At 39.4% G+C, this 12,848-nt stretch carries 10 protein-coding genes; 4 read left to right on the top strand and 6 right to left on the bottom strand.

Going from position 1 to position 12,848, the window contains the following annotated elements:
• The first annotated feature begins 1 nt into the window (after position 1).
• Positions 2-2,275: an ATP-binding protein gene (locus HUS61_RS02920; protein ID WP_175082218.1), complete on the top strand. Its 2,274-nt coding sequence runs from the start codon at positions 2-4 to the stop codon at positions 2,273-2,275.
• A 248-nt stretch (positions 2,276-2,523) separates the two neighbouring features.
• Here HUS61_RS02920 and HUS61_RS02915 read toward each other — a convergent pair whose 3' ends face one another.
• Complete coding sequence (locus tag HUS61_RS02915) at positions 2,524-4,746, bottom strand: NADP-dependent isocitrate dehydrogenase (RefSeq protein WP_175082219.1); 2,223 nt, start codon at positions 4,744-4,746, stop codon at positions 2,524-2,526.
• Between the two features lie 432 nt (positions 4,747-5,178).
• A complete protein-coding gene (cspD, locus tag HUS61_RS02910; protein ID WP_036968098.1) occupies positions 5,179-5,394 on the bottom strand; it encodes a cold shock domain-containing protein CspD in 216 nt (71 codons plus the stop codon).
• A 209-nt stretch (positions 5,395-5,603) separates the two neighbouring features.
• Here cspD and clpS point away from each other — a divergent pair, with 209 nt between their 5' ends.
• Both clpS and clpA read left to right on the top strand, forming a co-directional pair.
• Positions 5,604-5,912, top strand: coding sequence for an ATP-dependent Clp protease adapter ClpS (gene clpS, locus HUS61_RS02905; RefSeq protein WP_161804337.1), 309 nt, complete (start codon positions 5,604-5,606; stop codon positions 5,910-5,912).
• A 71-nt stretch (positions 5,913-5,983) separates the two neighbouring features.
• On the top strand, positions 5,984-8,248 hold the full coding sequence (gene clpA / locus HUS61_RS02900; RefSeq protein WP_054561665.1) for an ATP-dependent Clp protease ATP-binding subunit ClpA: 2,265 nt from the start codon (positions 5,984-5,986) through the stop codon (positions 8,246-8,248).
• A 182-nt stretch (positions 8,249-8,430) separates the two neighbouring features.
• On the opposite strand, the gene infA is transcribed toward clpA, so the two are convergent.
• From infA to trxB, 4 genes are all read right to left on the bottom strand, one after another.
• Entirely contained in the window at positions 8,431-8,649 is a 219-nt protein-coding gene (gene infA / locus HUS61_RS02895) for a translation initiation factor IF-1 (protein WP_002962494.1), read from the bottom strand.
• Between the two features lie 90 nt (positions 8,650-8,739).
• Positions 8,740-9,444: an arginyltransferase gene (locus HUS61_RS02890; protein WP_175082220.1), complete on the bottom strand. Its 705-nt coding sequence runs from the start codon at positions 9,442-9,444 to the stop codon at positions 8,740-8,742.
• Positions 9,437-10,153: a leucyl/phenylalanyl-tRNA--protein transferase gene (aat, locus tag HUS61_RS02885; RefSeq protein WP_175082221.1), complete on the bottom strand. Its 717-nt coding sequence runs from the start codon at positions 10,151-10,153 to the stop codon at positions 9,437-9,439. The genes HUS61_RS02890 and aat overlap by 8 nt, the downstream gene beginning before the upstream one ends.
• Before the next feature lie 105 nt (positions 10,154-10,258).
• Positions 10,259-11,209 carry a thioredoxin-disulfide reductase gene (trxB, locus tag HUS61_RS02880; RefSeq protein WP_054551466.1) on the bottom strand — a complete coding sequence of 317 codons (951 nt, stop codon included), beginning with the start codon at positions 11,207-11,209 and terminating at the stop codon, positions 10,259-10,261.
• Between the two features lie 288 nt (positions 11,210-11,497).
• Between trxB and pssA the strand changes: the two genes are divergently transcribed.
• On the top strand, positions 11,498-12,823 hold the full coding sequence (gene pssA / locus HUS61_RS02875; RefSeq protein ID WP_175082222.1) for a CDP-diacylglycerol--serine O-phosphatidyltransferase: 1,326 nt from the start codon (positions 11,498-11,500) through the stop codon (positions 12,821-12,823).
• Positions 12,824-12,848: the final 25 nt, after the last annotated feature.

The raw sequence follows: 12,848 nt of genomic DNA, 5'->3' as shown, positions 1-12,848 counted from the left end.
TTTGATAACCATTTTTTCTAGGTCATTAGCCGCTAAGGTTTTATTAGCATTGACGCTAGTTCTGTTTGCAATGGGGGCGAGTTATTTCGTTCTGAACAAGCGATTACATAGCATTGAGGCCTCTTTTAACGATATAAGCCGTATTAGTAACTATGCAGTTGCTATTCTTCGCATCAATAAAGATATAGTTGAAATGCAGCGAGATATTTCGGTTTACGGGTTTTCTGGAAGCAAAACCGTATTTAGCAAAATCATAGAGAATTTCGAAAGCATAAAAACACGGTTAGAAAGCGTTGATTTAACAAGCGATGAGCTTCAAAGCCAAGTTTACCTCAATTCGATGGCGCAACTTATAAGTAGATATGGCGACAATTTAGAAGTACTTGCAAAGCGCTATGAAATCAAAACACAGCTCGCTGACGATAAACTTCCGGGAATATATTTAGAGGCTATTAATCTTTTAGATAGCCTCAAATTAAATGCGGCTTCAAGCGAAGAGAAGCTTGTTATCACAGAGCAACTTAATGTCTGGCATGGACTACATCGCGACGCCTCATTGTTTCTTGCTAAAAAAGATTACTCTAAAAGAGCAGCAGTTAACCGAGCATTAAGAGTGTTATCTATCAGTGGGCAATCAAATTCTAAATTTACGAAAAGCAGTCAGCTCGCAAAAACATACCAACAGGCATTTTCTAGGGCAGTACAAGCCAATCGAAACTATTTAAGTTTAGTAAATGTAGTCATGGCTGGCGATGCAATAGAATTTAGTACTCTTGCAGATAAATTACGTGAAGAATCTTTAGCTCGTTTGCAGATGATTAAAAGAAAAGCGCAAGATACTGTAATTAAGACAGATCAGACTCTTCGAGTGCTTGCTATTGGCGTACTTATTTATATTATGGCCTTAGCAGCATTTTTCCATCTACAAATAACCCACGCAATAAAACGTTTAACGGTCAGTTTTCAACACTTTTTGGGTGGCAACTTATCGGCGCCTATTAATGATTTAACACGTAAAGACGAAATAGGTGTTCTAGCCAAGGCTGCAGATAGATTTCGGGTGCTCAGTCAAGATTTAACTCAGGCGAAGAAAACAGCCGAGCATACAACTAAAGTGAAATCAGAATTTTTGGCAAATATGAGCCATGAAATTAGAACTCCTATGAATGGAATTTTAGGAATGGCGAGGCAGTTGAGTCGTACCAGTTTGTCTCATGAACAAATGAAGATGCTTAATATTATACAATCTTCAGGGTCGGGTTTATTGGTAATCATCAACGACATTTTAGATATAAGTAAGATCGAAGCGTCCAAAATTGAGCTAGAGTCAGTGCCTATACATTTAAATTCGCTACTAGATGAGTTACAGCATTTATTTAAAGAGCAAGCCCAAAGTAAGCATATTAAGTTGAATATTTCTGTTGCTGAAGAGTATCAACATTGTGTTTTCTTTGCTGATGAAGCCCGCCTAAAACAAGTGTTGATAAACCTTATAGGGAATGCAATTAAATTCACCGAGAAAGGCAATGTTACGCTAAACGTAAGAATTAATGAGCTAGACGGCGATGATCTGAGCATCAATTTTAGTGTGATTGATACAGGAATAGGTATAGCAAACGAAAATCTCGGTAAGCTATTTGAAGCGTTTTCTCAAGCGGATACCTCAATTACACGCCGCTTCGGTGGTACAGGACTTGGCCTTGCTATCTCAAGTAAGTTACTAAATTTGATGGATGCCCCTTTACAAGTTGAGAGTGAAGTTGGGCAGGGGTCTCACTTTTATTTTGACCTAAAAACAACACAGGTTATTGAGCAATCTAAGTTTGAAGCCGAAACTAGGCAAGAAAGCGAAGAGGAACAAGCAGACTTTTCATCATTACATGTGCTTGTAGTAGAAGATAATGACATTAATCAGGTTGTTATCGAAGCTATGTTAAATGAGTTTGGTATAAGCTCAATAAAAATAGCAGGGGATGGCGAGCAAGCTATTGCGCTATGTAAGGAACATAGTGGGGAAAATAATCTGCAAAATAGTTTTGATATTATATTTATGGATATGCAGATGCCTGTACTTGATGGCCCGCAAGCAACAATACGTATAAGAGAAATGCCAGAGTATAGAGCTATCCCTATTATTGCCTTAACAGCCAATGTACTTGAAGCTGATAAGCAACGATGTTTTGCCGCAGGAATGAATGATTTTGTTGCCAAGCCGATTGACTACCAATGTTTTAAAACGGCTTTATTAAAGTGGTCTAATACCAATCCGCAATAATACTTAGTCATTTTGAGGGATTAAACCTGTCGCTATCTGCGTTAAAAATTTCTAATTAAGAACAACTAAATAACGAAATTTTTGCCTTGCTATCAACGAGGTTTTATTGCCTCAAAATAGATCACTTAATTAAGCGAATTGGTATTAAAAATTGATTTTAAGTCGCTAAAATAAAAAGAGTTACCTCTTTGGTGGTAAACACACACTGAGGTAACTCTCTTATAGCTAATTGATTAGGTTTAAATGAATTAAACCAGTTTAGCTAGGATGTCATTAAATGTTGAGCTTGGACGCATTGCTTTGAATGCTAACTCATCATTTGGTTGGAAGTAACCGCCAACACTCATTGCTGGACCTTGTGCATCGTTTAATTCAGTAACGATTTGGTCTTTTTGAGACTCAAGATCAGCAGCGATTTGTGTGAACTGTGCTTTTAATTCCGCATCATCATTTTGTGCAGCAAGTTCTTGTGCCCAGAATAAAGAAAGGAAGAAGTGCGAACCACGGTTATCAATCTCTTTCACTTTACGTGAAGGTGATTTGTTTTCAGCCAGGAAAGTACCAGTCGCTTTATCAAGCGTATCAGCAAGAACTTGTGCTTTCTTATTACCAGTATTAACTGCTAAATGCTCTAAAGAAGCCGCTAGCGCTAAAAACTCACCTAGTGAATCCCAACGTAAGTGGTTTTCTTTTTCGAACTGTTGAACGTGCTTAGGCGCTGAACCACCTGCACCTGTTTCGAATAAGCCACCACCATTCATAAGTGGTACGATTGAAAGCATTTTAGCACTTGTACCAAGCTCAAGAATTGGGAATAAGTCAGTTAGGTAGTCACGTAATACGTTACCAGTTACTGAAATAGTGTCTTTACCTTCTTTGATGCGCTCTAATGAGAACTTAGTCGCTTCAATTGGTGCTAAGATGTGGATCTCAAGACCATCAGTATCATGTTGTGGTAAATACGCGTTTACTTTTTTGATTAGCTCAGCATCGTGTGCACGGTTTTCGTCTAACCAGAAAACTGCAGGCGTGTTAGTTGCGCGAGCGCGGTTAACAGCAAGTTTAACCCAATCTTGAATTGGTGCGTCTTTCACCTGACACATACGCCAGATATCACCTTGCTCAACAGCATGCTCAAGTAAAGTTGTACCAGCTGTGTCAACTACACGGATTGTACCAGCAGCAGCTACTTCAAACGTTTTGTCGTGTGAACCGTACTCTTCAGCTTTTTGAGCCATAAGACCAACGTTAGGTACGCTACCCATAGTTGTTGGATCGAATGCACCATTTTCTTTACAGAAATCGATAGTTGCTTGGTAAACACCTGAGTAACAACGATCTGGAATTACAAAGCTAGTGTCTTGTAATTTACCTTCGCTATTCCACATTTGACCGCTAGAACGGATTGCAGCAGGCATTGATGCATCGATGATCACATCACTTGGTACGTGAAGGTTAGTGATACCACGGTCAGAATCAACCATTGCAATAGCAGGGTTGTTGTCGTATACCGCTTGGATATCAGCTTCGATTTCAGCTTTCTTAGCTGCATCTAGGCTTTCGATTTTTGAGAAAACATCACCAAAGCCGTTGTTTACGTCAACATCTAGTTCTTTGAAAAGATCAGCGTGTTTTGTGAATACATCTTTGAAGAACACTTTTACAGCGTGACCGAAGATAATTGGGTCAGACACTTTCATCATTGTTGCTTTCATGTGTAATGAGAACAACACGCCTTTGTCTTTTGCTGCTTGAATTTCTTTTGCAAGGAAAGCTTGAAGCTTAGCAGCGCTCATGCGAGAAGCGTCAATTACTTCACCCGCTAGTAATGGTGTGCTTGCTTTAAGAACAGTAATGTCACCATTTTGTGCAACATGCTCGATACGTACGTCAGTTGCTTGTGCAACAGTGACTGATTGCTCAGAACCGAAGAAATCACCTTCTTCCATGCTAGCAACGTAAGACAGAGAATCTTTGCTCCATGCACCCATTGAGTGTGGATTGTTGCGAGCGTATTCTTTTACTGAGCTTGGAGCACGACGGTCTGAGTTACCTTCACGAAGAACTGGGTTTACAGCAGAACCTTTGATTTTGTCGTAAGTTGCTTTAACTTTCTTTTCTTCATCAGTTTTTGGCTCTGAAGGGTAGTCAGGTAATGCATAACCTTTTTCTTGTAACTCTTTGATTACTGCACGTAGCTGAGGGATAGAAGCACTGATATTAGGTAGTTTGATAATGTTAGCTTCAGGTGTTTTCGCCATTTCACCTAATTCTGCAAGTGCATCATCAATACGTTGATCTTCAGTTAAGTACTCAGGGAAGTTTGCAATTACACGGCCCGCTAATGAAATATCGCGAGTTTCAACTTCAACACCAGCAGCATTAGTATATGCTTGGATGATTGGTAACAATGAATACGTCGCAAGAGCTGGCGCTTCATCTGTTTTAGTATAGATAATTTTTGATGTCATCATCATTCCTAGATAGTTGGCGTAATGTTTGGTAATGACTGCTAACAGTAACCCTTAATTAGCCATATTCAACAATGCAATAGATAGCCTTGAATTACCAAGCTTAAGTGCCTAGATAAAACAACAGCAAGCAGTCTGTTAGCTGTTGCAACTCAATACATAGTATTAAAATAACCACAGCTGACAGACTGTAAAATTCTTATAGCTCAAATAAGCAAATTATGAAATTAGCCAAAAGCCTTACGTCAAAATGACGAAAAAGCTAAATTTAAGCAACAAGAGTGTAACAAGCTTGGCTCTAAAGGGCTAATAACAATTAAACAATTGGGGTAAAGAAATGGAATTTCAAGGTAAGTGTGAGGATAAATTTTAGTGGAAGAGTAAGCGAGGAACTTAACAAGGTCGCTCGCTTGATACTCGAATAGGTTTTACCTAAGAGATTTCATCGTTAGGCGCAATATTCGTTGCGTGTAACCCTTTTGGACCTTGTTGCAATTCGAATGTTACATCTTGACCAGCTTTAAGTGTTTTATAACCGTCCATTACAATCGTTGAGTAATGAGCGAATATATCAGTCTCGCTGCCGTCTTCTACGATGAAGCCAAAACCTTTGGCATTGTTGAACCATTTGACTTTTCCACAAGCCATACTTCTACATCCTTCTATAAGTTGACTAATTTAGTTATTCTAAACCGTGTAATTTGCTAGACTGACTAATGATTAATCAATCTATATTTGACTGTAGTTTATTTAGCCAGTCAGTCAAGTGTTTTAGACTATTTTTTAACAATTTATTTATTTTTTTATTCAAGTTTGCTTGAGTTCTAAAGACAAGACTATATTTAATTATGAGTGGCATGAAAGATTCTGGTGTTATTGAAACGGTTCGCGATAGTGAAAAGCAAAAATTGCAACCACCGCGAAAATATAAAGTCATTTTAAATAATGATGATTACACGCCTATGGACTTTGTGATAGAAGTACTAATGACGTTTTTTAATATGGATAGCGATAGAGCAACAGATGTGATGCTTCAAGTTCATCATAATGGTAAAGCGATATGCGGTGTTTACAGCGCCGATGTAGCTCATACCAAAGCTGAACAAGTTAATCGTTACGCACGAGACAACGAGCATCCACTGCTATGTAGTTGTGAGCAGGAATAAATACCAAGGTAGGGTGAAACAATTAGCCCGTCACAACGGTATATAAATATTATCTCAGTAAGGGGTTGCCAATGCTAAACAAAGACTTAGAACTAACCTTAAATGCGGCGTTTCGCGAAGCGAGAACACGCCGTCATGAATTTATGACCGTCGAGCATCTTTTACTTGCACTGCTCGATAACCCTTCTGCTGGAGAAGCGCTAAACGCCTGCGGCGTTGATATGGGCGCATTAAAAGTCGAATTATCAGATTTTATTGACGAAACAACACCGGTTATTCCTGATCTTGAAGAAGACAGAGAAACTCAGCCGACGCTAGGTTTTCAGCGTGTATTGCAGCGCGCTGTATTTCACGTGCAATCATCAGGCAAAAACGAAGTAACTGGCGTTAATGTGCTAGTGGCAATTTTTTCTGAGCAAGAAAGCCAAGCAGTATATTTACTTAAAAAATCAGATGTAAATCGTTTAGATATTGTTAACTTCATTTCGCATGGCATCTCTAAAACAGATGATGATATTGGCGGAGAAGACCACGATGACATTCATGAAGAAGTACAAGAAGTGCAAGGCGAAGAGCCGACTAAGCTTGAAAACTTTACGACTAATCTGAATCAACAAGCAATTGATGGCAATATTGATCCATTAGTGGGTCGCGATAACGAAGTTGAACGCACTGTACAAGTGCTATGTCGTCGTAAGAAAAATAACCCACTATTGGTTGGTGAAGCAGGGGTGGGTAAAACAGCCATTGCTGAAGGCCTTGCTTATCGAATTGTAAACAAAGAAGTACCTGAAGTGATTGCCGATGCAGTGGTTTATTCACTCGACATGGGCGCATTATTAGCCGGTACTAAATACCGTGGTGATTTTGAAAAACGTTTCAAATCTCTACTTAAAGAGTTACAAGCTAAACCAGGTTCAATTTTATTCATTGATGAAATTCATACCATCATTGGTGCCGGTGCAGCATCGGGTGGTGTAATGGATGCATCGAACTTAATTAAACCGCTACTTTCAAGCGGTAAGTTACGTTGCATGGGCTCTACTACTTACAATGAGTTCAAGAATATTTTTGAAAAAGACCGTGCGTTAGTGCGTCGTTTCCAGAAAATTGATGTGCTTGAGCCAAGTGTGGCTGATACCACGAAAATTCTTAACGGTTTAAAAGAGCGTTACGAAGAGCACCATGGTATTCGTTATACACAAAAAGCATTGAAAGCAGCTGCAGAACTTAGTGCTAAATATATTAATGAACGTCACTTACCAGACAAGGCTATTGATGTTATTGATGAAGCAGGTGCTAATCAGCGTTTACAGCCCGTTTCTAAGCGTAAGAAAACAATCGGCGTGGCTGATATCGAGCTAATTGTATCTAAGATGGCGCGTATTCCTCAGCAAAGCGTTTCATCGAGCGATAAAGAGACGCTTAAAAACCTTGACCGTAACTTGAAAATGCTGGTGTTTGGTCAAGACCAATCAATCGATGCATTGACCTCAGCAATTCGTTTATCGCGCTCAGGCCTTGCTAACGAAGATAAACCAGTGGGTTCGTTCTTATTTGCAGGCCCAACAGGGGTTGGTAAAACAGAAGTCACTAAGCAACTTGCTAAGTGTATGGGTGTTGAGTTTATTCGCTTTGATATGTCTGAATATGTTGAACGTCATGCGGTCAGTCGTCTAATTGGTGCTCCTCCTGGCTATGTCGGTTTTGAGCAAGGTGGTTTATTAACTGAAGCGGTAATTAAAAACCCGCATGCTGTTGTGCTACTAGACGAAATTGAAAAAGCACATTCAGATATTTACAACATCCTATTGCAAGTAATGGATCACGGTACGCTTACTGACAACAACGGTCGTAAAGCCGATTTCAGAAATGTGGTATTAGTGATGACGACAAATGCGGGTGTTCAAGAGACTGTACGTAAGTCAATCGGTTTTACCGAACAAGACCATTCTCATGATGCGATGAGTGAAATCAATAAAGTGTTTTCACCTGAGTTTAGAAACCGCTTAGATAATATCATTTGGTTTAATCACCTTGAGAAAGAGATTATCTTGCAAGTGGTTGATAAGTTTATTGTTGAGTTACAAGCACAACTCGATAAGAAGTCGGTTAACCTTGAACTTACATCCAAAGCAAGAGAGTGGTTGGCAGATAAAGGTTACGATAAAGCGATGGGGGCTCGCCCGATGGCGCGTGTTATCCAAGATGAGCTTAAAAAGCCACTGGCAAATGCAATCTTGTTTGGTGAACTGGCCGATGGTGGTTCAGTTAAGGTATCGGTTAAAGACAAGAAAATCCACTTTGACTTTGAGACTAGCCTAGAAACAGCTTAATTTATTACGTTGTTTCTAGCTGAAAACAAAAAGCCCAGCAATTGCTGGGCTTTTTGTTTATTAAATGGAATTAAAACTAAGTTAGTTTTAACACCATTTAACAAACGCTTTTAGCTCTTTGTAATAAACACACCTGCTCATTCAAAGCAGCAAAAAGCTAAATCTCTCGTTAACGCACTAACTTAGCGAGCACGGAATACGATGCGACCTTTCGATAAATCGTAAGGAGTCATTTCTACGGTTACTTTGTCGCCAGTTAAGATGCGGATGTAGTTTTTGCGCATTTTACCAGAGATATGAGCCACAACAACGTGACCATTTTCTAGCTCAACTCGGAACATTGTATTTGGTAAAGTATCAAGGACCGTACCTTGCATTTCGATTACGTCTTCTTTCGCCATGTTTAGCGTAACACCTCTTTAATAGTTAAACGCTGCAGATTTTGCCGAAAATACAGCAATAAGTAAAGCTACAGGGCTCAATTTTGTAAATTAAATCGCCAACCACTCGTCGCCAATGTGCTTTTGTGCAGGCAAAAATTGGGTTTTATATTTCATTTTAGTGCATTCGTCGATTTGATAACCTAAATAGACGAATTGTTTTGCTTGTTGTTTTGCAAATTTGATTTGTTCCATGATCATAATGCTACCAATGCTGTATTGCTCATAATCGGGGTCAAAAAAAGTATAAATAGCTGATAGGGCATTGGTCATGCAATCGGTTACCGCGACAGCAACTAACTTATCGCCATCCTTTAACTCAATAAACGTAACGGGTAGCCACTGGCAAAACAAAAAGCTCTCGTACTGACTTTGGTCAGGCGGAAACATTGAACCATCTTGATGCCTTTGTGTGATGTATTTGCAATATAACGGGTAGTATTCTGCGCGTTCGTATTCACTATAACTGACTGTGAAAATCTTATTTGCTTTATTTAATTTGCGCTTTTGTGATTTTGAAGGGGTAAATTGTTGGGCCAAAACGCGCACTGAATTACAGGCATTACATATAGGACAATGTGGACGATAGATTTGGTCGCCACTGCGTCTAAAACCCAATGCTAATAATTGTTCAAATTTATCAGGGCAATAACAACTTGGATCAAGTATAACAAGTAGTTGTTCCTGACGGTCTGGTAAATAACTGCAATCAAATTGCTGGCTTAAACCAAGCCTAGCGGGTAAGTGCTCAGTCATAAATATTAATCAACTCTTGTGGTTGCCACATATCTTTTTTAGGCACATAACTGTGCGCTAATTTAAGTCTAGTTAAAAATTCTTTGCGTGGGATAACTTTTGCACCTAAAGTGATTAAATAAGGGTTTTCTAGTTGGCAATCAATAAAATAAGCTTGATGTTTTTTAAGCCAATTAACTAATGCCCACATCGCTAGCTTTGAGCCATTACTGACTTCATGAAACATTGATTCACCACAAAATATACCATTTTGCATAATGCCATAAAGGCCAGCCACAAGTTCATTTTCGTGCCATATTTCAAGGCTATGAGCCAAACCCTGATGGTGCGCTTCAATGTAGGCATGCATCATTTGCTCAGTGATCCAAGTACCTTCTGCATCGATACGTTGCTCACGACAAGCATTGATAACGTGGGCAAATGCGTGATTAATAGTGACACGCACAGGAAAACGCTTTAAATGCTTTTTTAAACTGCGACTAACATGAAATTCATTAAGCTCAATAACACCACGCATGCTAGGTGACCACCACATAATAGGCTCATAGTCACTAAACCAAGGGAAAATACCGGTGTTATAGGCATTTTTAATGCGCTCAACTGATAAATCCCCGCCAATTGCTAACAGGCCATCGGGCTCATCAAGGGAGAGTTCTGGGTCTGGAAAATCAACAGTCTCGGGCGAGAGTTGGTATAGTTGCTTGATCATATCAGCGTATCGTTGTTATTTGCTCTGATTTTAACAAAAATTTAGCTATAAAAAAGGGGCTGTTTTACAACAGCCCCTAGTATTTAGTGCTTTAGATCAACTATTTTATAGGTTATCTAAGAAGCGTTCTGCATCAAGTGCAGCCATACAGCCAGTACCTGCTGATGTGATTGCTTGGCGATAAATGTGATCAGACACATCACCTGCCGCAAATACACCTGGTACGCTTGTTTGTGTTGCGTTACCGTTTAAACCAGACTGAACGACTAAATAGCCGTCTTTCATTTCTAGCTGACCTTCAAACATGTCAGTGTTTGGCTTGTGGCCAATTGCAATGAATACACCGGCAAGATCTAAGTTTTCTGTTTCTTCAGAATCAGTTGCTTTAATACGGATGCCAGTTACGCCCATTTCATCGCCAAGTACTTCATCTAATGTACGGTTATAATGTAAAACAACGTTACCGTTTTCAGCTTTTTCTTTTAAACGATCAGCCAAGATTTTCTCACTACGGAAGCTGTCACGACGGTGGATAACGTGAACTTCATCAGCGATATTTGATAAGTAAAGTGCCTCTTCAACAGCAGTGTTACCACCGCCTACAACCGCTACTTTTTGACCACGGTAGAAGAAACCGTCACAGGTTGCACAAGCAGAAACACCACGACCTTGGAAGTTAGTCTCTGATTCTAAACCTAAATATTTAGCCGACGCGCCTGTTGCGATAATTAATGCATCACACGTATATGTGCCAGAGTCACCAGTTAAAGTGAAAGGGCGCTTTGAAACATCAACCTTATTAATGTGATCAAAAACAATTTCAGTTTCGAAACGTTCAGCATGCTCTTTCATACGGTCCATTAATGCTGGGCCTGTTAAACCGTGTGCATCGCCTGGCCAGTTTTCAACTTCAGTGGTTGTCGTTAACTGACCACCTTGCTGAATACCAGTGATAAGAACAGGGTTAAGGTTGGCGCGTGCTGCGTATACCGCTGCCGTATAGCCCGCAGGGCCAGAACCTAAGATTAATAGTTTACAGTGTTTTGCGTCACTCATGGTTTTTCCTAAAAACGTTTCAATACGATGTCTATGCGCCCGATTCTAAGAAAAACAAGGCGGATGTAAACAAAAGCCCTGATTATTTTTTTAGTCAAATCGCTAAGCTGTCAAATAATCCTTACTTATTATAATTTAAATACCTCTTTTTGCTCATAAAACAGGCTAATTACAAATTGTTCTGTGATCAAAGTACGGTAATTCATGACCAAGCAATATTTTTTTGGTATGTTTTAGCTAATTTTGATATTAGCTCTTGGTATGAGCTAACTAAACGAACAGGCAATTATGGTATTTTGGCAGGAAAAGCCCGCTTTTGGGCTGACTACAGAAGACGTACAGGTCTTAACCAATGCAAAAGAGTATCGCACTGAACTATTGCGTTTAATTGGTGCAGCGAAAAAAAGAATTTATATTACTGCTTTATATTTGCAAGACGATGAAGCTGGGCGAGAAATATTAACGGCGCTACATCAGGCATCACTTGCTAACCCTGATTTAGAAGTAAAAGTACTCGTTGATTTTCACCGAGCTCAACGTGGTTTAATTGGTGCGGCCAAGTCCGATGGCAATGCCAGCATGTATTGTGATTTTCAAGAGCAGTACCAATCAAATGTCAAAGTTCATGGTGTTCCTGTAAAAGCCAAAGAGCTTTTCGGGGTACTGCATTTAAAAGGCTTTGTTATTGATGACACTTTATTATATAGCGGCGCAAGTTTAAATAATGTATATCTGCAGCAAGACGAACGTTATCGTTTAGATCGCTATTTTTTAGTTCGCCAAGCTGGTTTGTGTAATTCGGTCATCGAATTTATAGAAACACATCTTTTAAGCTCAGCTGCAGTGCCACGTATTGATGTGCGTCCACTGGTAAAATTTAATGATATTAAAGTCGCGCAAAAACAATTGATGCGTGAACTTAAATCGGCAAGTTACGAAAGTGCTGCAGAAGCCAGTGCCAGTGAGCTGGGTGTGCGTTTATTTTTAGGTTTAGGACGCAGAAGTAATAAGCTGAATCGTTTAATTAAGTCGTTATTCGATACCACAGAGCAAGAACTCGTTCTTTATACCCCTTACTTTAACTTTCCTGCCCCATTAATGCGTTCATTACGCCGTTTATTGAAGCAAGGCAAGCAGGTAACTATTGTGGTAGGGGATAAAACCGCAAACGATTTTTACCTGCCGCCAAGTGAGCCGTTTAGTAAAATTGGTGCATTACCTTATTTATATGAAACCATTTTGTATAAATTTTTAAAGTCACAAAAACGCCACATCAGTAATGGTAATTTGAATGTTTACCTTTGGAAGCATGAAAGTAATTCTTTTCACTTAAAAGGGATTTGCTCAGATAAGCGGTTACATTTATTGAGTGGACATAATTTAAATCCACGCGCATGGGGCTTAGATATTGAAAACGGTATTTTAATTGACGACCCTAAGCAGCATATTCTTGAGCAAATAGAAAATGAAAAACAAGCTATTTTGCAGCACTGTCGTCGTTTGACAGGTCCACAGGATTTAGAGACGATGGATGATTATCCTGCACCGGTTAAAAAGCTATTGGGGCAGGCTAAACGTGTAAAAGTTGATTTTATTATCAAACGTTTTATTTAATCGAAAACTAAAAAAGCAGCGAAAG

The sequence above is a fragment of the Pseudoalteromonas sp. 0802 genome (genome assembly GCF_013350085.1).
In the GTDB taxonomy this organism is placed as follows: Bacteria; Pseudomonadota; Gammaproteobacteria; order Enterobacterales; family Alteromonadaceae; genus Pseudoalteromonas.
The sequence above is the reverse complement of the archived record's forward strand: the minus strand, read 5'-3'. Positions and strand labels throughout refer to the sequence as shown.

Bases quoted from the DNA above. Each gene is read 5' to 3' on its own strand.
- clpS (WP_161804337.1), top strand. From the start codon at position 5,604: ATGAAAGATTCTGGTGTTATTGAAACGGTTCGCGATAGTGAAAAGCAA.
- HUS61_RS02915 (WP_175082219.1), bottom strand. From the start codon at position 4,746: ATGACATCAAAAATTATCTATACTAAAACAGATGAAGCGCCAGCTCTT.
- clpA (WP_054561665.1), top strand. From the start codon at position 5,984: ATGCTAAACAAAGACTTAGAACTAACCTTAAATGCGGCGTTTCGCGAA.
- HUS61_RS02890 (WP_175082220.1), bottom strand. From the start codon at position 9,444: ATGACTGAGCACTTACCCGCTAGGCTTGGTTTAAGCCAGCAATTTGAT.
- infA (WP_002962494.1), bottom strand. From the start codon at position 8,649: ATGGCGAAAGAAGACGTAATCGAAATGCAAGGTACGGTCCTTGATACT.
- pssA (WP_175082222.1), top strand. From the start codon at position 11,498: ATGGTATTTTGGCAGGAAAAGCCCGCTTTTGGGCTGACTACAGAAGAC.
- trxB (WP_054551466.1), bottom strand. From the start codon at position 11,209: ATGAGTGACGCAAAACACTGTAAACTATTAATCTTAGGTTCTGGCCCT.
- cspD (WP_036968098.1), bottom strand. From the start codon at position 5,394: ATGGCTTGTGGAAAAGTCAAATGGTTCAACAATGCCAAAGGTTTTGGC.
- aat (WP_175082221.1), bottom strand. From the start codon at position 10,153: ATGATCAAGCAACTATACCAACTCTCGCCCGAGACTGTTGATTTTCCA.